The sequence below is a fragment of the Enterobacter cloacae complex sp. I2 genome, from assembly GCF_014896205.1.
In the GTDB taxonomy this organism is placed as follows: Bacteria; Pseudomonadota; Gammaproteobacteria; order Enterobacterales; family Enterobacteriaceae; genus Enterobacter; species Enterobacter quasihormaechei.
In genome coordinates this window covers 121696-142162 of record NZ_JADBRA010000012.1, presented here as the reverse complement: position 1 = coordinate 142162, position 20467 = coordinate 121696, and the positions used below count along the sequence as shown (strand labels likewise).

The following is a 20467-nucleotide window of genomic DNA, read 5'->3' as shown; positions in this document are numbered from 1 at the left end:
TTTGTGCTCAGACCAGTTTTTTTACCAGCTCTTCGCTGTGACGAATTCGCTCTGGCGCTCGCTCCAGATCCTGCTGAACCAGCGCCATAAACAGCAGATCCGTCAGCATCATTTGCGCACTTGTTGAGGAAATAGCCGCGCTGCGAGTGGCCTGTTCCTCGGCAATGGTATAGAGACAGCGCGTTGCCCGCTGCTGGAGCGCATTGGGGCTAAAGCCGGTAATGGCCAAAATTTTCCCCCCCACGCGCAGGGCCTCGTCGGTGGCCATATTTATCTCCCGGCGCTCGCCGGAATAGGAGATGGCCAGCAGCACATCGTCAGGATCCATCGCCTGAACGGTTGCCAGCAGCGCGTGCATATCCTGCTCAACGATGGCGTTATAGCCGATTTTGGTCAGCTTCCAGCCAAAGTTACGCGCCACCAGCCCGGATGCCCCAATCCCGGTCAATACAATGCGCCGCGCGTCGCGAAGCATGGCGACGCTTTCCAGCAGCTTCTCTTCGGTGTTCACGTCCAGCGTGGCATGCATTGCCGCCACGTTCTCCTTAATCAGCTTTTCACCGACCAGACGCATCGGATCGTCGCCGCGGATCTGGTTATGCACCGGCATAGACTGCGGGTTAGGGTTGCTCACCAGCGCTTCGCTGATGGCCAGCTTCAGCGCCGGAAAGCCCTTAAACCCAATCTTCTGGGCAAACTTCACCACGCTTGACTGGCTCACCCCGGCTTCGCCTGCCAGCTGCTGCGAACTAAGGTGCCGCGCGCGATCGGGCTGAGAGAGTAAAAAATCCGCGAGCTTTTTGTCACTCTGGGCAAAGCCTGCGTAGCGCTGACGAATGCGAATTAAACAGTTCATACGATCTCCTGACGAAAATGTGATTGCCTGCGCAAATACGGATTTTGCTCGCCTGAATGAATTTTATATTCCATTATAGTGCGTTTATTATGAATTAAAAATTCCAGAGGTACATAACATGAATCTAGGCTCTCTTGTTTCTGAAACGCGTAACCCGCAAACCATGGATCTTGACGCGCTCTCCACGCTTGAGCTGGTAAACCGCTTTAATCAACAGGATACCCTCGTCGCGCTGGCAGTCAAAGAGACATTGCCTGAGGTAGCAAAAGCCGTGGACGCCGCTGCCGACGCGCTGAAAGCCGGAGGACGCATTATTTATATGGGGGCGGGAACCAGCGGGCGCCTCGGCGTGCTGGATGCTTCCGAGTGTCCGCCGACCTTTGGCGTTCCGCACGGCCTGGTTGTGGGCCTGATTGCCGGCGGCCCTGGCGCGCTGCTGAAAGCGGTGGAAGGAGCAGAAGATAATCAACAGCTTGGGGAAGATGACCTCAGGACGCTGAACCTGACTGCGCAGGATCTGGTGGTCGGGCTGGCGGCATCCGGGCGTACGCCGTACGTCATTGGCGGGCTGGAATATGCCCGGAAGATCGGGTGCACCACGGTCGCCATCTCCTGCAACCCCGGCTCGCCGATAGCGCAGGTAGCGGACATTGCCATCTCGCCTGTCGTTGGGCCCGAGGCGTTAACCGGCTCGACGCGTCTGAAGTCGGGTACCGCGCAGAAGCTGGTGCTCAATATGATCTCCACCGGCGCGATGGTGAAATTCGGCAAGGTCTACCAAAACCTGATGGTGGACATGCAGGCGACCAACGTCAAGCTGGTGGACAGAGCGTGCCGCATGGTGATGGAAGCGACGGGCGCCGCGCGTGAAGAGGCGGAAAGGGTGCTTCAGCAGACCGATCACGACGTCAAACCGGCCATTCTGATGATATTAACCGGGCTGGATGCAGCCGCGGCCAGAGCCAGACTCGATGCCCATCACGGGTTTTTACGGGCGGCATTAGAACACGAATAAGAGGCGTGTATGGACAAAACAGCAGCGCTCGCCAGCGACATCCTGCTCGGGATCGGTGGGGAAAACAATATTCAGCGTCTGGAAAACTGCATGACGCGCGTGCGCGTCGAGGTGCATAACGACGACAAGCTCGATGTCACGCGCCTGAAGCAGCTTCCCGGCGTGAGCGGGTACGTTAAGCAGGGGCAACAGCATCAGCTGATTGTCGGCCCGGGCAAAGCGGCGCAGGTGGTTGACGCCATGCGCGCTCTGATGACGGGCGGGGAAACGGTTCACGCCGTTGACGACGCGGAGCGCACCAAAGCGCAGGCGAAAGCCAGGTATAAAGCCCCTATGAGCGACGCGCTGCGCCAGCTGGCCAACGTCTTTATTCCGCTGATCCCGGCGTTTATCGCGTCGGGGCTGATCACCGGGATTATCAATATCCTTAAGCGTCCGGATATTGTCGGGGATTTTGCCACGCAGTATCCGAACCTGCTGGGCATTCTCGCCATTTTCGGCAGCGCGGTGTTTGCCATCATGAACATTCTGGTGGGGGTGAATACCGCCAAAGTGTTCGGCGGCTCGCTGGCGATGGGCGGCGTGATGGCCGGGATCCTCTCCAGCCCGCAGCTGGCGCAAATTACGCTGTTTGGCGAGGCGCTTCAGCCTGGCCGAGGTGGGGTGATTGCCGTGCTGCTGGTGGTGATCCTGATGTGCTGGATCGAGAAAAAGCTGCGCGCGGTACTGCCCGGCTCGATTGAGCTGATCCTCAACCCATTGCTGACCACGCTGATTACCGGGAGCGTGGCGATTGTGGCTCTGCAACCGCTGGGCGGCTGGATCTCGGAAGCCATCGCCCACGGCGCGTCTCTGGCTATCGATCGCGGCGGGTTGCTGGTAGGCGCCGTGCTGTCCGGAACCTTCCTGCCGTTAGTCCTGACCGGTCTGCATCAGGGGATGGTGCCGATCCACGTCGAACTGGTGCAGGCGCACGGCTATAACGCGCTGCTGCCGATCCTGTCGATGGCGGGCGTTGGGCAGGTCGGTGCGGCCATCGCGATACTGATGAAAACCCGCAACGTACGTCTGAAAAAGGTCATTAAAGGGGCGCTGCCGGTTGGGTTACTCGGTATCGGCGAGCCGCTGATTTTCGGCGTTACGCTGCCGCTGGGTAAACCGTTTCTGGCCGCCTGCCTCGGCGGTGCGGTGGGCGGGGCGCTGATCAGCTACTGGAAAGTGGCGACCGTTATCACCTTTGGGATCTCCGGTTTACCGCTGGCATTAACCATCGTGACCGGAAAAGTCATGCTCTATCTGTTAGGCTATCTGGTAGCGGTGATCGCCGGGTTCCTGTTTACCTGGCTGTTAGGATTCAATGACCCAGAGGAGTAAGGTTTGGCCAATCACGAGCGTCGCGTTGTTTTTTTCGATCTGGATGGAACGCTGCACCAGCAGGATATGTTCGGCACGTTTATGCGCTACCTGCTGCGGCGCCAGCCCCTTAACGCGCTGCTGGTATTGCCCCTGTTACCCGTTATTGGCATCGCGCTGCTGGTGAAAGGCCGTGCAGCGCGCTGGCCGATGAGCCTGCTGCTCTGGGGATGTACGTTTGGTCATAGCGAAGCGCGTCTTAAGCAGCTTGAGCAGGATTTTGCCCACTGGTTTCGCGGGCACGTGGCCGCGTTTCCCGTAGTACAGGCGCGCCTTACCAGCTACCTCGACGCCAACGACGCCGATATCTGGCTGATTACCGGCTCCCCGCAGACGCTGGTGGAGCAGGTCTACTTTGATACCCCCTGGCTGCCGCGCGTGAATCTTATCGCTACGCAAATTTCCCGCGGCTACGGCGGCTGGGTCCTGACGATGCGCTGTCTGGGGCATGAAAAAGTGGTCCAGCTGGAAAAACGCATCGGCACGCCGCTGCGTCTGTACAGCGGCTACAGCGACAGCAAGCAGGACAACCCACTGCTCTATTTTTGCCAGCACCGCTGGCGCGTCACGCCTCTGGGTGAACTTCAGCAACTCGAATAGTCTTATCTATAACGGCTGTGTATAATGCCGCCCGCTTTTCGACTGGAGTATCAGCCCTTGTCCAACCCTGAACACAATCATGAATACTGGATGCGCCACGCGCTGGCGCTGGCTCAGCGCGCCTGGGAAGAGGGCGAAGTGCCCGTGGGCGCGGTGCTGGTCCATAACAATCAGGTGATTGGAGAAGGGTGGAACCGTCCTATTGGCCGCCACGATCCCACCGCGCATGCTGAAATCATGGCGCTTCGTCAGGGCGGACTGGTGCTGCAAAACTATCGTCTGCTTGATACCACCCTGTACGTCACCCTTGAACCGTGCGTGATGTGCTCCGGGGCAATGGTGCACAGCCGAATCGGCACGCTGGTATTTGGCGCGCGGGATGAAAAGACGGGCGCTGCCGGCTCGCTGATGGACGTGCTTGGGCATCCGGGGATGAATCACCAGGTGAAAACTATCGGTGGGGTACTTGCACCAGAATGTTCGGGTCTGTTAAGTGACTTTTTTCGAATGCGTCGGCAGCAGAAAAAGCAACAAAAGGCAGAATTGAAGCCTCAGGGTGATTAAGCTCGTCCGGTGCAACCACCGGATAGCTTTCAGCCAGCTGTTGGGCCTCGGTTGCCTCTTTTTCTTTCTCCAGCAAATACCCCACCAGGCTTATCTGATATTTACGAATATTCTCCACGTAGGCATACGCTTCATGTCCGCGCGCATAGCCGTACGTCAGTTTTTTATACCACTGTTTCTGGCTAAGCAGCGGCAGGCGCTGTTTTACATCAGACCAGCTGTCCGGATTACCTTTTGTTTTCGCCGTCAGCGCGCGCGCGTCGAGCATATGCGCATAGCCCATGTTATAGGCGGCCAGCGCAAACCAGATCCGCTCCCCTTCCGGGACCGTCTCCGGCACTTTTGCCATCATATCCTGCAAATATTGCGCGCCGCCGCTGATGCTCTGTTCCGCATCGGTCCGGTCGCTGATGCCGAGGCTCTGGGCGGTATTTTTGGTCAGCATCATCAACCCGCGCACGCCCGTCGGGGAGGTGGCCTGAGCATCCCAGTGTGATTCCTGGTAGGAAATCGCCGCCAGCAGCTTCCAGTCAATTTCCTGTGCGTATTTCTCAAACAGCGGTTGCAGCTCCGGCAGCACGCTGTCCACGGCGCGCAGGAAGGTGCGGGTGTCCACGTAATCAAAATCGTCACCGTGACCGAGATATTTCTCTTCCAGACGCGCCAGGGTGCCGTCTTCATTGATGGAATTAAAAAAATCGAGCATGGCCGCAGAAACGGTCTGATCGTCGTCTAGCGGGGTAAACCAGGTCACCGGCTGTTCGTCGGTCACATCCAGCGCCACGGCGATTTCAGGATGAACGCGCTGGAAGAGGCTGATCGCTACCGAATCAGCAATGGTATAGGCCAGCTTTTTATCCTTTACCTGCTCCAGCAATGCGTTGGTGCCCAGTTTCGGGTCAACCTTCCAGCTGAGGTTCGGGTATTTTTTCTCTTTTAATTCCCGCAGATCGTCAATCACCACGTGGCCGGGGGCGATGGTTAACTGCTGGTCGGTGATGTCGGCCAGCGAGCGCGGGCGCAGGCTACCCACACGGTAAACCACCTGCTGCGACACGGAGTAATAGGTTGGGCCCGGCTGATAGTTTTTGCTCCGCTCGGTGTTGTACACCAGTCCGGCGGCAAGGATATCGGCGCGGTTATGATCCAGGTCGTCAAAGAGCTGGTTAATGTTTTGTCGCACGGTGACCTTCAGCTTTACGCCCAGGTAGTCTGCAAATAGCTGTGCGAGTTCGTAATCAAGCCCAATGGTTTTACCGTTGATATCGTCATAAATAAGCGGGGAAGAGAGGGTACTGACGCGCAGCTCCCCCCGCTCCTGAATGGCGGCGATACGGTTCTCGGCTTTGCCGAACCAGGGGATAGAAGGCCAGAGGGCCACTGCCAGCAGCAACGTAACAATGCCGATGAGCAGATAATTAATCTTTAATTTTTTCAATTAGTTAATTCTCTGCGACGCCGGATGCCTCAGTGTGCTGTAGTCATGTTATGAATAGGGTTTGCCATTGATTGAGCGGCATTTTGCGCAAAGTAGCGCCAGTTGGCAACCAATTAGAGAGACAGGTCACATCTATTGTTAAACATAATGGATGATTTTATTTCGACGCAAACGGTTTCGTCGGCGCTCAGGATTCTCTATAATGACGCCCGTTTTCCCCCTTGCGCACACTGTAAGCGCCCCGGCGCTTCGAAGACGAGAGACTTATGATGGAAATTCTGCGTGGTTCGCCTGCACTGTCTGCCTTCCGTATTAACAAACTGCTGGCACGTTTTCAGGCGGCCGACCTTCCGGTAAGCAATATTTACGCTGAGTATGTCCATTTTGCTGACCTGAATGCCCCTTTGAATGCAGAGGAGCGCGTCCAGCTGGAACGCCTGCTTAAATATGGCCCAAGCCTGAGCAGCCATACGCCGACCGGCAAACTGATCCTTGCCACGCCACGTCCGGGCACCATCTCCCCCTGGTCTTCCAAAGCAACGGATATCGCCCACAACTGCGGCCTGAGCCAGATTAACCGTCTGGAGCGCGGCGTGGCGTACTATGTGGAAGCGTCCACCCTGAGCGACGCGCAGTGGCAGGCCGTTGCGGCAGAGCTGCACGACCGCATGATGGAGAGCGTGTTTGCCTCTCTGGATGAGGCGCAGAAGCTGTTTTCCCACCATCAGCCTGCGCCGGTACAGAGCGTAGACCTGCTGGGGCAGGGGCGTCAGGCGCTGATCGACGCAAACCTGCGTCTGGGTCTGGCACTCGCAGAAGATGAAATTGACTACCTTCAGGATGCATTCGTTAAGCTGAACCGCAACCCGAACGACATCGAACTGTATATGTTCGCGCAGGCCAACTCTGAGCACTGCCGCCACAAGATTTTCAACGCCGACTGGATTATCGACGGCGAACAGCAGCCGAAGTCGCTGTTCAAAATGATCAAAAACACCATGGAGCAAACCCCTGACCACGTGCTGTCTGCCTATAAGGACAACGCCGCGGTAATGGAAGGTTCCGAGGTGGGCCGCTTCTTCGCCGATCGCGAAGCGGGGCGCTATGACTTCCATCAGGAGCCTGCGCATATCCTGATGAAAGTGGAAACCCACAACCACCCGACGGCAATCTCGCCGTGGCCGGGTGCGGCGACCGGTTCCGGCGGTGAAATCCGTGACGAAGGTGCGACGGGGCGCGGCGCTAAACCAAAAGCGGGTCTGGTCGGTTTCTCCGTTTCCAACCTGCGTATCCCGGGCTTTGAACAGCCGTGGGAAGAAGATTTCGGCAAGCCAGAGCGCATCGTGACCGCGCTGGATATCATGACCGAAGGCCCGCTGGGCGGCGCGGCGTTCAACAACGAATTTGGTCGTCCGGCGCTGAACGGCTACTTCCGTACCTATGAAGAGAAAGTGGACAGCCACAACGGCGAAGAGCTGCGCGGCTACCACAAACCGATCATGCTGGCGGGCGGGATCGGCAACATTCGCGCCGATCACGTGCAGAAAGGTGAGATCGTCGTCGGCGCGAAGCTGATCGTGCTCGGCGGTCCGGCCATGAACATCGGTCTGGGCGGTGGTGCAGCCTCGTCTATGGCTTCCGGCCAGTCTGATGCGGATCTCGATTTCGCCTCCGTGCAGCGCGACAACCCGGAGATGGAGCGTCGTTGTCAGGAAGTGATCGACCGCTGCTGGCAGCTGGGCGATGCTAACCCGATCCTGTTCATCCACGACGTGGGCGCGGGCGGTCTGTCCAACGCCATGCCAGAGCTGGTGAGCGACGGTGGTCGCGGTGGCCGTTTCAACCTGCGCGACATCCTGAGCGACGAGCCGGGCATGAGCCCGCTGGAAATCTGGTGTAACGAATCCCAGGAGCGCTACGTGCTGGCGGTGGCCGCCGATCAGCTGCCGCTGTTTGACGAGCTGTGCCGCCGCGAGCGCGCGCCGTATGCCGTCATCGGTGAAGCGACCGAAGAGCAGCACCTCTCCTTGAGCGATACCCACTTTGACAACCAGCCGATCGATCTGCCGCTGGACGTGCTGCTCGGCAAAACGCCGAAGATGACCCGCGACGTCACCACCCGCAAAGCGGCGGGCAAAGCGCTGGACCGCCAGGGCATTACCGTTGCGGACGCGGTGAATCGCGTACTGCACCTCCCGGCCGTGGCAGAGAAAACCTTCCTGGTCACCATCGGCGACCGTACCGTAACCGGTATGGTATCCCGCGATCAGATGGTTGGCCCGTGGCAGATCCCGGTCGCTAACTGCGCCGTGACCACCGCGAGCCTCGACAGCTACTACGGCGAAGCGATGGCGCTGGGCGAACGTACGCCGGTGGCGCTGCTGGACTTCGCCGCCTCTGCGCGACTGGCGGTCGGTGAAGCGCTGACCAACATTGCCGCGACGCAGATTGGTGATATTAAACGCATCAAGCTTTCCGCGAACTGGATGGCCGCTGCCGGTCACCCGGGTGAAGATGCCGGCCTGTACGAAGCGGTGAAAGCGGTGGGCGAAGAGCTGTGTCCTGCGCTCGGCCTGACCATTCCGGTGGGCAAAGATTCCATGTCGATGAAAACCCGCTGGCAGGAGGGTAACGAGCAGCGCGAGATGACCTCTCCGCTGTCGCTGGTGATCACCGCGTTTGCCCGCGTGGAAGACGTACGCCATACCGTTACGCCGCAGCTGGCGACCGAAGATAACGCCCTGCTGCTGATTGACCTCGGCAAAGGCCATAACGCACTGGGCGCAACCGCGCTGGCGCAGGTTTACCGTCAGCTCGGCGATAAGCCAGCCGACGTGCGTGACGTTGCCCAGCTTAAAGGTTTCTACGACGCGATCCAGGTGCTGGTGGCACAGCGCAAGCTGCTGGCCTACCACGACCGCTCCGACGGTGGCCTGCTGGTCACCCTGGCAGAGATGGCCTTCACCGGCCACTGCGGCGTGGAAGCGAAGATTGGCGCTCTTGGCGAAGACCGCCTGGCAGCGCTGTTTAATGAAGAGCTGGGCGCGGTGATTCAGGTCCGCGCCGCAGACCGCGAGGCGGTGGAAGCTCTCCTTGCGAAGCACGGTCTGGCAGACTGCGTGCACTACCTGGGGAAAGCGGTGCAGGGTGACCGCTTCGTGATTGAAGCCGACGGCCACGCGGTGTTCAGCGAAAGCCGTACCACGCTGCGTATGTGGTGGGCGGAAACCACCTGGCAGATGCAGCGCCTGCGCGACAACCCGGAATGCGCCGATCAGGAACATAACGCGAAGGCCAATGACCAGGATCCAGGCCTGAACGTGAAGCTCTCCTTCGACATCAACGAAGACATTGCTGCACCGTACATCGCGACCGGCGCGCGTCCGAAAGTGGCCGTGCTGCGCGAGCAGGGCGTTAACTCCCACGTTGAGATGGCCGCGGCCTTCCACCGGGCGGGCTTCGACGCCATTGATGTTCACATGAGCGACCTGCTGGCGGGACGTACCGGGCTGGATGATTTCCAGGCGCTGGTGGCCTGTGGCGGTTTCTCCTACGGCGACGTGCTGGGCGCGGGCGAAGGCTGGGCGAAGTCCATCCTGTTCAACAGCCGCGTGCGTGACGAGTTCGAGACCTTCTTCCACCGTCCCCAGACGCTGGCGCTGGGCGTTTGTAACGGCTGTCAGATGATGTCTAACCTGCGCGAGCTGATCCCGGGCAGTGAAGCCTGGCCGCGCTTTGTGCGCAACCAGTCTGACCGCTTCGAAGCGCGCTTCAGCCTGGTAGAGGTGACTCAGAGCCCGTCTCTGCTGTTGCAGGGGATGGTGGGGTCTCAGATGCCAATCGCGGTGTCGCACGGTGAAGGTCAGGTTGAAGTGCGCGATGCGGCGCATCTGGCTCAGCTTGAAAGCAAAGGGCTGGTGGCGCTGCGCTTCGTTGATAACTTCGGTAAGGTCACCGAAACCTATCCGGCTAACCCGAACGGTTCGGCAAATGGTATTACTGCGGTCACCAGCGAAAGCGGTCGCGTAACGATCATGATGCCGCACCCGGAGCGAGTCTTCCGTACCGTGAGCAACTCCTGGCACCCGGAAAACTGGGGCGAGGACAGCCCGTGGATGCGCATTTTCCGCAACGCGCGTAAACAGTTGGGTTAAGGTTTAGCGTACTACCTGTAGGCCCGGTAAGCGTGAGCGCCACCGGGCTTTTTTATACCTGTCGCAAAATCGCGACAATCCTCCGGTTTGAGTGTCTCCAAAAAGAGACATTTAACTTATTGATTTATATATGGCATGACAAGTTCCCGTTAAGGTGTTGCTTAATAGCGACACTTAGGCTGGAAATCATTTACGCCGCTTTCAATACACTTATGTAATAAAATCTTTTGTAATCATAAAGATAATCGATTGTTTTGCATTCTGGCACGCGAGTTGCATTACAGTAGTCAGTGGCTCATTCACCTTCTTATGTCAGCCCCTTCGGGACGTGCTACATAAACTTCGAATGACGCACAAAAAGGTGCCTGCCGTCCAACTACTGATTATTGCAATGCTTTATCAGGCCAGGGCGAAACGTCGAGTTAGGCACCGCCTTATTCCATGACAAAGCCGGGTTTTTACCCGGCTTTGTTGTATCTGAAGGGCAGACTCAGTTACGCTCTCCTCAAACCCGGATGAAGAGAGTAATGTGTTGAAACGCTGGCCCGCTTTCCCTCGCTCCCTGCGACAGCTCGTTATGATGGCCTTCCTGCTGATCCTGCTACCTTTGCTGGTGCTGGCCTGGCAGGCCTGGCAAAGCCTGAACGCGTTAAGCGCCCAGGCGGCGCTGACTAACCGCACCACGCTTATTGATGCCCGCCGTAGCGAGGCGATGACCAACGCCGCGCTGGAGATGGAGCGTAGCTATCGCCAGTACTGCGTGCTGGACGACCGCACGCTGGAAAGGGTGTATCAGAATCAGCGTAAACGCTACAGCGAAATGCTGGACGCCCATGCCGGGGTGCTGCCGGATGACAAACTCTATCAGGCGCTGCGTCAGGATCTGAACGATCTGGCGCAGCTCCAGTGCAAAAACAGCGGTCCTGATGCCGCCGCCGCCGCACGGCTTGAAGCCTTCGCGAATGCCAACACGGAGATGGTTCAGTCCACCCGTACGGTAATCTTTTCCCGCGGACAGCAGCTCCAGCAGGAGATTGCCGAGCGCGGCCAGTTCTTTGGCTGGCAGGCGCTGGTGCTGTTTCTGGTCAGCCTGGGGCTGGTGCTGCTCTTTACCCGCATGATCATCGGCCCCGTGAAGGGGATCCAGCGGATGATTAACCGCCTGGGAGAGGGCAAATCCCTCGGGGATACCGTCGTTTTTAAAGGCCCGCGCGAGCTGCGCTCGGTCGGCCAGCGCATTATCTGGCTCTCAGAGCGTCTGGCGTGGCTGGAATCCCAGCGTCACCAGTTTCTGCGCCATATCTCACACGAACTCAAAACACCGCTGGCCAGCATGCGTGAAGGCACGGAGCTGCTGGCCGACGAAGTGGCGGGGCCGTTAACGCCTGAGCAAAAAGAGATCGTGGCGATTCTGGATGCCAGCAGCCGCAATTTACAGAAACTTATCGAACAATTGCTGGACTATAACCGCAAGCTGGCGGATGGTGCTGTGGTGCTCGAGAGCGTTGAAATTGAACCGCTGGTGGATATGGTTATCTCCGCCCATAGCCTGCCAGCAAGAGCTAAAATGATGCATACCCAGGTGGATCTCAATGCGCCAGCCTGTCTTGCAGAACCTATGCTGTTAATGAGCGTGCTGGATAATCTTTATTCCAATGCGGTGCACTATGGTACTGAATCCGGTACCATTTATATCAGAAGCAATAACAACGGTTCGCGGGTATTTATTGACGTAGCGAATACGGGAAGCCCGATTCCGGATGATGAAAAAACGATGATCTTTGAACCCTTCTTCCAGGGGAGTCATCAGCGAAAAGGTGCGGTAAAAGGAAGTGGTCTGGGGCTGAGTATTGCCCGCGACTGCATACGACGCATGCAGGGTGAGCTTAACATCGTGAGTGATGAACGCGCCGATGTCTGTTTTCGTATCGAACTGCCTCTTGAGCCGGAAAAATCAATGAAATGAATAACAACCTGGTGAGTATGTCACACGTCTTTTATCGCGCACTGCGCGCGGTGTTTTCCAGCAAAAATATGCGCCTGAGCCTGCCCTGCCTGCTGCTGGCAGGCTGTGTCACCCATGCACCAAAAAGTGCAATTAGCCACAAACAGGAAGATAAATGGCCGCAAAAACAGCTGGCCGACTTCCTTTCAACACGTTGCGATGATATCTGGAGCCTGTCGGGACACGATGTCGAATCCAACCCGCTGTTCTGGCTGCGGGGAATAGACTGCGCCCAGCGTCTGGCCCCCGCCGAGGCCCGTGCGCAGGCGGCGATGCTGGTGGACGACACCTGGCAGGACGCGTTTAAACGTGGGATCGTAATGGCCGATGCCAGAATCACCCCCGTCGAACGCCGCGCCAACGTGACGCGGCTTGATACTTACGTAATCAATATTCCCTCGCAGGTGCGCCCGGTCTATCAGCTCTGGCGGGACGGACAAACCCTGCAATTACAGCTGTCTGAAGAGCGTTTCCGCTACAGCAAATTGCAGCAGTCGAGCGACAGCGAGCTTGATGCGCTGCGCCAGCAGCAGGAGTCGCTGCGCGAGCAGCTTGATACCACCACGCGTAAGCTTGAGAATCTGACCGATATCGAGAGACAGCTCTCGACGCGTAAGCCGGCAGGCAGCTATCTGCCCGACGGGTCGAAAGGCAACTCTGCCACGACGCCAGACGGTGAGACGCCGAAACAAGAGGATGTGAAGCCATGACAAGCCGTAAACCTGCTCATCTGTTACTGGTGGATGACGATCCCGGTTTATTAAAGCTGTTGGGAATGCGTCTGGTCAGCGAAGGCTACAGCGTGGTCACCGCTGAAAGCGGGCAGGAGGGGCTGAAAGTGCTCAGCCGCGAGAAAATCGATCTGGTGATCAGCGATTTACGCATGGATGAAATGGACGGCCTGCAACTGTTTGCGGAGATCCAGAAGCAGCAGCCCGGGATGCCGGTGATTATCCTCACCGCACACGGATCCATTCCGGATGCGGTGGCCGCGACGCAGCAGGGCGTGTTCAGCTTCCTCACCAAACCGGTGGATAAAGACGCCCTCTACAAAGCAATCGACAGCGCCCTTGAGCACGCGGCGCCCTCCGGCGACGACGCCTGGCGTGAATCCATCGTAACGCGAAGCCCGGTTATGCTGCGCCTGCTGGAACAGGCGCGGATGGTGGCGCAATCAGACGTTAGCGTACTGATCAACGGCCAGAGCGGGACCGGGAAAGAGATCCTCGCCCAGGCGATCCACAACGCCAGCCCGCGCAGTAAAAATGCTTTTATTGCCATTAACTGTGGCGCGCTGCCGGAACAGCTGCTTGAGTCTGAGCTCTTTGGTCACGCCCGCGGCGCCTTTACCGGCGCGGTGAGCAGCCGTGAAGGGCTATTCCAGGCGGCTGAGGGAGGCACGCTGTTTCTCGATGAAATTGGCGATATGCCCGCGCCGTTGCAGGTCAAACTGCTGCGCGTGTTGCAGGAGCGAAAAGTGCGTCCGCTCGGCAGCAACCGCGATATCGACATCAACGTGCGTATTATTTCCGCCACCCACCGTGATTTACCCAAGGCGATGGCGCGCAACGAGTTCCGCGAAGATCTCTACTACCGACTGAATGTCGTCAACCTGAAAATTCCGGCGCTGGCCGAGCGCGCGGAAGATATTCCGCTGCTGGCAAACCATCTTTTGCGACAGGCCGCAGACCGCCATAAACCGTTTGTGCGCGCGTTCTCCACCGATGCGATGAAGCGCCTGATGACGGCAAGCTGGCCGGGCAACGTGCGTCAGCTGGTGAACGTGATTGAGCAGTGCGTGGCGCTGACCTCATCGCCCGTGATCAGCGATGCGCTGGTGGAGCAGGCGCTGGAAGGGGAAAACACGGCCTTACCGACGTTTGCGGAAGCGCGAAATCAGTTCGAGCTGAACTATCTGCGCAAGCTGCTGCAAATCACCAAAGGCAACGTGACCCACGCGGCGCGCATGGCCGGGCGTAACCGTACCGAGTTCTATAAACTCCTCTCACGCCACGAGCTGGAAGCGAACGATTTTAAAGAGTAGTACCGCAAAATCCGCCTGAATATGATACTGTGAGCAACCGATTACGAGGCAGCTTACAGGCAAGAGTTTAAGGACCGACCATGAAAAAAATTGATGCGATTATTAAACCTTTCAAACTGGATGATGTACGTGAAGCGCTGGCTGAAGTGGGCATCACCGGGATGACCGTAACTGAAGTGAAAGGTTTTGGTCGTCAGAAGGGCCACACCGAGCTGTACCGTGGCGCTGAGTACATGGTGGACTTTCTGCCGAAGGTGAAAATCGAGATCGTGGTGAGCGATGACATCGTCGATACCTGTGTAGATACCATTATCCGCACGGCACAGACCGGCAAAATTGGCGACGGGAAAATCTTCGTCTTTGACGTGGCGCGCGTGATCCGTATCCGTACCGGCGAAGAAGACGACGCGGCGATTTAACACGCTTGCCGGGTGGCGCTGCGCTTACCCGGCCTACAAAACCCTTCGTAGGCCCGTACAAGCGAAGCGCCGCCGGGCGATTACAGCACCTTATGCGGGCCGAAGCATTCGTAATGAATGTTGTCCTTGTCCACACCCAGGTCTACCAGCTGCTTCGCGGCATACTGCATAAACGCCACCGGTCCGCAAACGTAGAACTGCATTCCCGGTGCGCTGAACGCCCCTTCATGCTGCCCTAAATTCATCAGCCCTTCGCTGTCAAAACGTGCCGCTGCGCGGTCGGCTTCCGTTGGTAAACGGTACCAGGTATGCGCGGTAAAGTGCGGCAGACTGGCCGCCAGCGTTTTCACTTCATCCGCGAAGGCGTGGACATCACCGTTTTCGGCCGCGTGGAACCAGTTGACCTGCGCGCTGTGGCTGGATTTTGCCAGCGTATCCAGCATCGCCAGCATTGGCGTTTGACCCACGCCCGCGGAGATCAGCGTCACCGGCGTGCCGGGTTCCACCGCCATAAAGAAGTCACCCGCCGGCGCGGCCAGATGAACGATATCGCCCACGTTAGCGACGTTATGCAGCCAGGTCGATACCTGACCGCCTTCCTCACGTTTAACCGCAATGCGATAGCCTTTGCCGTTTGGCTTGCGGGTCAGGGAGTACTGGCGGATCTCCTGATGCGGGAAGCCTTCCGGCTTCAGCCAGACGCCCAGATACTGCCCAGGCTGATAATCCGCCACCGGCTGGCCGTCAACCGGCTCAAATTCAAAACTGGTGATAAGCGCGCTGCGCGGGGTTTTCTCAACGATACGGAAGGCGCGAGTGCCTTCCCAGCCGCCGTTCTTGCTGGCGTTTTCGCTGTAGATCTGCGCTTCACGGTTGATAAACACGTTTGCCAGCACGCCGTAGGCTTTACCCCACGCGTCCAGCACCTCCTGGCCCGGGCTGAACATTTCGTCCAGCGTGGCCAGCAGGTGGCTGCCGACGATGTTGTACTGTTCAGGTTTGATCTGGAAGCTGGTGTGCTTCTGGGCAATTTTTTCCACCGCAGGCAGAAGAGCCGGCAGGTTTTCGATGTTGCTGGCATAGGCGGCGATAGCGTTAAACAGCGCTTCACGCTGATCGCCGTTACGCTGGTTGCTCATGTTAAAAATTTCTTTGAGTTCCGGGTTATGCGCGAACATGCGATCGTAGAAATGGGCGGTCAGCTTAGGACCCGTTTCAACCAGCAGGGGGATCGTGGCCTTCACGGTAGCGATGGTTTGAGCGTCGAGCATAGCAGCTTCCTTCTGATGTTACTTTAATGATGTATTTTGGATGCATCTTATAAAAATACCCATGCAATGTAAATGGTTCTTTGCATCGTGAAAAATATGCATCACAAAGCTGAAAAGAAATCCGTTGAAAATGGCGAGAGCTTTATCGCTCAAACCCTTGCGTGGCGTGAAGGTAAACGTTTGCGTAAAATCGTTTGTCAAGACCTGTTATCGCAGAACTATTCAGTTATACTGTTGCCCGTCGTCCAACAGGACTGCCTTTTCAGGCCAAAAATTTACTTGTTAGCTGAGTCAGGAGATGCGGATGTTAAAGCGTGAAATGAACATTGCCGATTATGATGCCGAACTGTGGCAGGCTATGGAGCAGGAAAAAGTACGTCAGGAAGAGCACATCGAACTGATCGCCTCCGAAAACTACACCAGCCCGCGCGTTATGCAGGCGCAGGGCTCTCAGCTGACCAACAAATACGCTGAAGGTTACCCGGGCAAGCGCTACTACGGCGGCTGCGAGTACGTTGATATCGTTGAGCAGCTGGCAATTGACCGTGCGAAAGCACTCTTTGGCGCTGACTACGCAAACGTCCAGCCGCACTCTGGCTCTCAGGCTAACTTCGCTGTTTACACCGCGCTGTTGCAGCCGGGCGATACCGTTCTGGGTATGAACCTGGCACAGGGCGGCCACCTGACTCATGGCTCCCCGGTTAACTTCTCCGGTAAACTGTACAACATCATTCCTTACGGTATTGATGAGTCCGGTAAAATTGACTACGAAGACATGGCGAAGCAGGCTAAAGAGCACAAGCCGAAAATGATCATCGGTGGTTTCTCTGCTTACTCCGGCATCGTTGACTGGGCCAAAATGCGTGAAATCGCAGACAGCATCGGCGCGTACCTGTTTGTCGACATGGCGCACGTTGCTGGCCTGATTGCCGCAGGCGTTTATCCGAACCCGGTTCCACACGCTCACGTTGTGACCACCACCACCCACAAAACCCTGGCGGGTCCACGCGGTGGCCTGATCCTGGCGAAAGGCGGTGACGAAGAGCTGTACAAAAAGCTGAACTCTGCCGTGTTCCCAAGCGCGCAGGGCGGCCCGCTGATGCACGTTATCGCGGCTAAAGCGGTGGCGCTGAAAGAAGCGATGGAGCCAGAGTTTAAGGTTTATCAGCAGCAGGTTGCTAAGAACGCCAAAGCGATGGTGGAAGTGTTCCTGAACCGTGGCTACAAAGTGGTTTCTGGCGGGACGGAAAACCACCTGTTCCTGCTGGACCTGGTTGATAAGAACCTGACCGGTAAAGAAGCTGACGCTGCCCTGGGCCGCGCCAACATCACCGTGAACAAAAACAGCGTGCCAAACGATCCGAAGAGCCCGTTCGTGACTTCCGGTATCCGTATCGGTTCTCCGGCCGTGACGCGTCGCGGCTTTAAAGAAGCGGAAGTGAAAGAGCTGGCGGGCTGGATGTGTGACGTTCTGGACAACATCAATGACGACGCGGTTATCGAGCGCGTTAAGGGTAAAGTTCTGGAAATCTGCGCACGCTTCCCGGTGTACGCTTAATCCTCTGCGTTGCAGAACTGAAAAAGGCCGCTTATGCGGCCTTTTTTGTGGGCTAACGTCGGTCGAGGGAGATGGCCCCCGGCCCTGTAATCGCCAGCAAAATAAAGGCGCCCGCGATACTCACATTTTTGTAGAAGTTAATCATATTGGGCAGGACCGCATCCCCGGTCATATCCCAGTAGTGATGACCAATCACCGCCGTCCCCAGCGTATAGAAGACAAAGATGACCGCGAGAGGGCGGGTGAAAAAGCCAAGCACAATCAGTATCGCGGCGGGAATCTCCATCACGACGGCAATAATGGCCGCCAGCATGGGCATGGGCGCACCGAGAGACGTCATGTACTGAACGGTGCTGCTAAACCCCGTCAGCTTTGGATAACCGAAAATAATAAACAGAACCACGATGGCAATGCGGGCAATTAAAAGCAGGAGCGAACGGGAAGAGCCGAAATCAAAATAACGTAAGCTGTTCATGGCAAACGACCTCTTCAGGCGATGTCCTTTAAACGTAATACAGTTTTACCGCTCTCGCCATACGCCGACCGGCTGTGCATGATGTTAATTTTTCGTAAATTTATAGCGCGCTAACGACTTGCTAAAGTACAGGATAAACGCCAGACTATCGCCTCCATTTCGGGAGGATTCATGGTCTTGCATTCCACGCGCTGGCTGGCGCTCAGCTATTTCACCTATTTCTTTAGCTACGGTATTTTTTTGCCTTTCTGGAGCGTCTGGCTCAAGGGAATTGGTCTGACGCCTGAAACCATCGGTATCCTGCTGGGCGCAGGGCTGGTGGCGCGTTTTCTCGGTAGCCTGCTGATTGCCCCCCGCGTCAGCGATCCCTCCTTACTGATTAAAGCGGTGCGCATTCTGGCCCTGCTGACGCTGGTCTTCGCGGCCTGTTTCTGGGTCAGCCACCAGTTTGCCTGGCTGATGGTGGTGATGGTTGGCTTTAACCTGTTCTTCTCCCCGCTGGTGCCGCTGACGGATGCGCTGGCGAACACCTGGCAAAAGCAGATCACCATGGACTATGGCCGCGTGCGCCTGTGGGGATCGATTGCCTTCGTCATCGGCTCTGCGCTGGTGGGCAAACTGGTCAGCCTCTACGATTACCGCGCGATCCTGGCATTCCTGAGTATCGGGATCGCCTCCATGCTTCTGGGGATGCTGCTGCGCCCGTCGGTAATGCCGCAAGGGGAAAGCCGTCATCAGGAAAGCGCGGGCTGGCCCGCCTGGCGAAGCCTGGTGGCGCAAAGCTGGCGTTTTCTGGCCTGCGTCTGCCTGCTTCAGGGCGCGCATGCGGCCTATTACGGCTTCAGCGCCATCTACTGGCAGGGCGCGGGATATTCCGCCTCCGCCGTCGGCTATTTATGGTCGCTTGGCGTAGTGGCTGAAGTGATTATCTTTGCGCTCAGCAAAAAACTGTTCAGCCGTTTCGGTGCGCGGGATCTGCTGCTGCTTTCCGCCGTCTGCGGCGTGGCGCGCTGGGGTATCATGGGCTGGACGACGGAGCTGCCGTGGCTGATTGTGGCGCAAATTCTGCACTGCGGAACCTTTACCGTGTGCCATCTGGCGGCGATGCGCTACATCGCGGCGCGAGAGGGCGGGGACGTTATTCGTCTCCAGGCGGTCTATTCAGCGGTGGCGATGGGGGGCAGTATCGCCGTGATGACCGTCTTCGCCGGTTTCCTCTATCAGCATCTCGGGCATGGGGTGTTCTGGGTGATGGCGCTGGTGGCCTTACCGGCCATCGTCATCCGCCCGAAGGTGGCTGCTCGCGCGTGACTATGATTCGAGCATAACGCGAATATGTTCCTGCTGCTGCGAATTCAGGGTCTCAACGGCATGAATGAGCGGCGGCGAGAACAACGGCAGGGCGGTTGGATAGGGAGTAATGACCAGCGCTGCCTCGCGAGGAGCGCCCTCTTTCTTAAACGCTTCCAGGCTGAGATATCGAATATTGAGCGGCAGCAGCGTCAGTTCGCGAAGCTGCTGCTCAATCAGTTCCTCACAGGCTTTATCTTCCCCCGTTAACAGCACCACCTGTTTTTCATGCAGATCGGTTTCCTGCATCAGCCAGGCACCGAAAATCACCGCCACCAGAGCCCTCTCTTCACCGGAGAATCGCAGGCCAAATTCGGCTTCCAGCTCAGACAGCGCTTCTTTGGTGGTGCGCAGCAGCCGGGGGTAAAGACGGTGGATCTCTTCCGGCAGGCTGTTGTCGATGCCAATGTCAAATAAGGAGCGGTCCAGCGCCTGAGCCAGATGAACATATAGCTGATCGGTCAGCCCCTGCTCATCGCTGAAGTTCATGCCGGTTTGCGCCCGGAAACGGGCAATCATACGCACGATGGCGCGACGCAGGCGCTGATCCTGCTGATGTTTATCCAGCACCGGATCGGGTGTGCGGAGCATCATAAACAGCAGCGCCAGAAACAGCTGTTCATCGCCGTGCGTGCCCTGTGGAACGCGCCGTTTCCAGTGGCGAACAATTTCCTGTGCCGTAAAGTACTCCCCTCTCGACTGCGTCCAGCTGCGCTGAACGGGAGAAAACTGTGGCGTATTGCCCAGATGATGCTGAATCAGACAGTATTGCAGATAGAGCTGTAAAAACTGCACGTCGCGGGCCTCAAACTGACGCTGAAGCTTGCGCGAACAAAAGCTGATAAGCGCCCGAAGATTCGCATCGTCATAAAGAGGGCGGGCGATACCGTGCTGTTTAAGCGCGGTTTTTAAGGCCGGGGTAAACTGTTGCGAGACAAAATGCGGACACAACCGGAGCGCCCTGCGCAGCCAGTGCAGCAGGCACAAGCGCTGGTTCAGGGCGGAACCCTCAATTCGGTAGCAGCCATCAAGGTGCGTGACGATATCAAGCCGATGATAGCGCTGGATTTCATCGCGCGTCTCGGCTATATCTTGCCGTGCCAGAGCGTCGTCCACGCCGTTGGCAGCGATTATGCTCTGTGCGGTGACGGCAGCATCGGGCAGGTAAAGCATCAAAAGCACCTGGCAGCGGCGCTGCGAACTGGAAAGCACAGATGGAATTTCAAGCGTCGTCATCATCATCTGTCGGGTATCCAGTGTGAATGTTTGATAAGAATAGCTAAAGGATGGGCGCTGAAAAGCGCG

General features: G+C 57.4%; 17 protein-coding genes. 12 read left to right on the top strand and 5 right to left on the bottom strand.

Annotated elements, in window-relative coordinates; all coding sequences use genetic code 11:
• Nucleotides 1-7: 7 nt before the first annotated feature.
• Nucleotides 8-856 carry a MurR/RpiR family transcriptional regulator gene (locus IM300_RS12525; RefSeq protein WP_063450540.1) on the bottom strand — a complete coding sequence of 283 codons (849 nt, stop codon included), beginning with the start codon at nucleotides 854-856 and terminating at the stop codon, nucleotides 8-10.
• A 118-nt stretch (nucleotides 857-974) separates the two neighbouring features.
• On the opposite strand from IM300_RS12525, the gene murQ reads away from it, so the two are divergent.
• Genes murQ through tadA form a run of 4 tightly spaced genes read left to right on the top strand, consistent with a single transcriptional unit; the run spans nucleotide 975 to nucleotide 4448 of the window.
• Entirely contained in the window at nucleotides 975-1871 is an 897-nt protein-coding gene (murQ, locus tag IM300_RS12520; RefSeq protein WP_193036740.1) for an N-acetylmuramic acid 6-phosphate etherase, read from the top strand.
• Between the two features lie 9 nt (nucleotides 1872-1880).
• On the top strand, nucleotides 1881-3245 hold the full coding sequence (locus IM300_RS12515) for a PTS transporter subunit EIIC (protein ID WP_193036738.1): 1365 nt from the start codon (nucleotides 1881-1883) through the stop codon (nucleotides 3243-3245).
• A 3-nt stretch (nucleotides 3246-3248) separates the two neighbouring features.
• Entirely contained in the window at nucleotides 3249-3884 is a 636-nt protein-coding gene (gene yfhb / locus IM300_RS12510) for a phosphatidylglycerophosphatase C (RefSeq protein WP_063450537.1), read from the top strand.
• 24 nt (nucleotides 3885-3908) lie between these two features.
• Nucleotides 3909-4448 carry a tRNA adenosine(34) deaminase TadA gene (gene tadA, locus IM300_RS12505; protein ID WP_022651606.1) on the top strand — a complete coding sequence of 180 codons (540 nt, stop codon included), beginning with the start codon at nucleotides 3909-3911 and terminating at the stop codon, nucleotides 4446-4448.
• On the opposite strand, the gene mltF is transcribed toward tadA, so the two are convergent.
• Nucleotides 4336-5886: a membrane-bound lytic murein transglycosylase MltF gene (gene mltF / locus IM300_RS12500; protein WP_193036736.1), complete on the bottom strand. Its 1551-nt coding sequence runs from the start codon at nucleotides 5884-5886 to the stop codon at nucleotides 4336-4338. The genes tadA and mltF overlap by 113 nt on opposite strands.
• Before the next feature lie 266 nt (nucleotides 5887-6152).
• Between mltF and purL the strand changes: the two genes are divergently transcribed.
• The 5 genes from purL to glnB all read left to right on the top strand — a co-directional run bounded on the left by purL (nucleotide 6153) and on the right by glnB (nucleotide 14508).
• Complete coding sequence (purL, locus tag IM300_RS12495; protein WP_193036734.1) at nucleotides 6153-10040, top strand: phosphoribosylformylglycinamidine synthase; 3888 nt, start codon at nucleotides 6153-6155, stop codon at nucleotides 10038-10040.
• Nucleotides 10041-10572: 532 nt separating this feature from the next.
• A complete protein-coding gene (qseE, locus tag IM300_RS12490; RefSeq protein ID WP_107535613.1) occupies nucleotides 10573-12006 on the top strand; it encodes a two component system sensor histidine kinase QseE/GlrK in 1434 nt (477 codons plus the stop codon).
• Complete coding sequence (qseG, locus tag IM300_RS12485; protein WP_063867977.1) at nucleotides 12003-12755, top strand: two-component system QseEF-associated lipoprotein QseG; 753 nt, start codon at nucleotides 12003-12005, stop codon at nucleotides 12753-12755. The genes qseE and qseG overlap by 4 nt, the downstream gene beginning before the upstream one ends.
• Nucleotides 12752-14089 carry a two-component system response regulator GlrR gene (gene glrR, locus IM300_RS12480; protein WP_063450531.1) on the top strand — a complete coding sequence of 446 codons (1338 nt, stop codon included), beginning with the start codon at nucleotides 12752-12754 and terminating at the stop codon, nucleotides 14087-14089. Before qseG ends, glrR begins: the two co-directional genes overlap by 4 nt.
• A gap of 80 nt (nucleotides 14090-14169) precedes the next feature.
• Entirely contained in the window at nucleotides 14170-14508 is a 339-nt protein-coding gene (gene glnB, locus IM300_RS12475) for a nitrogen regulatory protein P-II (RefSeq protein WP_003860685.1), read from the top strand.
• Between the two features lie 80 nt (nucleotides 14509-14588).
• Here glnB and hmpA read toward each other — a convergent pair whose 3' ends face one another.
• Nucleotides 14589-15779, bottom strand: a complete 1191-nt coding sequence (hmpA, locus tag IM300_RS12470; protein ID WP_193036733.1) for an NO-inducible flavohemoprotein — start codon at nucleotides 15777-15779, stop codon at nucleotides 14589-14591.
• An 87-nt stretch (nucleotides 15780-15866) separates the two neighbouring features.
• On the opposite strand from hmpA, the gene IM300_RS12465 reads away from it, so the two are divergent.
• Together IM300_RS12465 and glyA are read left to right on the top strand one after the other, a co-directional pair.
• Complete coding sequence (locus IM300_RS12465) at nucleotides 15867-16097, top strand: hypothetical protein (RefSeq protein WP_139158016.1); 231 nt, start codon at nucleotides 15867-15869, stop codon at nucleotides 16095-16097.
• Nucleotides 16084-17337 (top strand): serine hydroxymethyltransferase, encoded by a 1254-nt coding sequence (glyA, locus tag IM300_RS12460; RefSeq protein WP_063450529.1) that lies wholly within the window; start codon nucleotides 16084-16086, stop codon nucleotides 17335-17337. The genes IM300_RS12465 and glyA overlap by 14 nt, the downstream gene beginning before the upstream one ends.
• A 52-nt stretch (nucleotides 17338-17389) precedes the next feature.
• Here glyA and IM300_RS12455 read toward each other — a convergent pair whose 3' ends face one another.
• The gene (locus IM300_RS12455) at nucleotides 17390-17812 is read right to left on the bottom strand and encodes a DoxX family protein (protein ID WP_131636473.1); all 423 of its coding nucleotides are present in this window, start codon (nucleotides 17810-17812) and stop codon (nucleotides 17390-17392) included.
• A 171-nt stretch (nucleotides 17813-17983) separates the two neighbouring features.
• On the opposite strand from IM300_RS12455, the gene IM300_RS12450 reads away from it, so the two are divergent.
• Nucleotides 17984-19123 (top strand): 3-phenylpropionate MFS transporter, encoded by a 1140-nt coding sequence (locus IM300_RS12450; protein ID WP_193036731.1) that lies wholly within the window; start codon nucleotides 17984-17986, stop codon nucleotides 19121-19123.
• Here IM300_RS12450 and csiE read toward each other — a convergent pair whose 3' ends face one another.
• The gene (csiE, locus tag IM300_RS12445) at nucleotides 19124-20401 is read right to left on the bottom strand and encodes a stationary phase inducible protein CsiE (RefSeq protein ID WP_063868352.1); all 1278 of its coding nucleotides are present in this window, start codon (nucleotides 20399-20401) and stop codon (nucleotides 19124-19126) included.
• Between the last annotated feature and the right edge of the window lie 66 nt (nucleotides 20402-20467).

Coding starts and splice junctions, on each gene's coding strand:
- IM300_RS12525 (WP_063450540.1), bottom strand. CDS start 856: ATGAACTGTTTAATTCGCATTCGTCAGCGCTACGCAGGCTTTGCCCAG.
- IM300_RS12455 (WP_131636473.1), bottom strand. CDS start 17,812: ATGAACAGCTTACGTTATTTTGATTTCGGCTCTTCCCGTTCGCTCCTG.
- IM300_RS12450 (WP_193036731.1), top strand. CDS start 17,984: ATGGTCTTGCATTCCACGCGCTGGCTGGCGCTCAGCTATTTCACCTAT.
- glyA (WP_063450529.1), top strand. CDS start 16,084: ATGTTAAAGCGTGAAATGAACATTGCCGATTATGATGCCGAACTGTGG.
- csiE (WP_063868352.1), bottom strand. CDS start 20,401: ATGATGACGACGCTTGAAATTCCATCTGTGCTTTCCAGTTCGCAGCGC.
- tadA (WP_022651606.1), top strand. CDS start 3,909: ATGCCGCCCGCTTTTCGACTGGAGTATCAGCCCTTGTCCAACCCTGAA.
- IM300_RS12515 (WP_193036738.1), top strand. CDS start 1,881: ATGGACAAAACAGCAGCGCTCGCCAGCGACATCCTGCTCGGGATCGGT.
- glrR (WP_063450531.1), top strand. CDS start 12,752: ATGACAAGCCGTAAACCTGCTCATCTGTTACTGGTGGATGACGATCCC.
- qseG (WP_063867977.1), top strand. CDS start 12,003: ATGAATAACAACCTGGTGAGTATGTCACACGTCTTTTATCGCGCACTG.
- hmpA (WP_193036733.1), bottom strand. CDS start 15,779: ATGCTCGACGCTCAAACCATCGCTACCGTGAAGGCCACGATCCCCCTG.
- murQ (WP_193036740.1), top strand. CDS start 975: ATGAATCTAGGCTCTCTTGTTTCTGAAACGCGTAACCCGCAAACCATG.
- purL (WP_193036734.1), top strand. CDS start 6,153: ATGATGGAAATTCTGCGTGGTTCGCCTGCACTGTCTGCCTTCCGTATT.
- glnB (WP_003860685.1), top strand. CDS start 14,170: ATGAAAAAAATTGATGCGATTATTAAACCTTTCAAACTGGATGATGTA.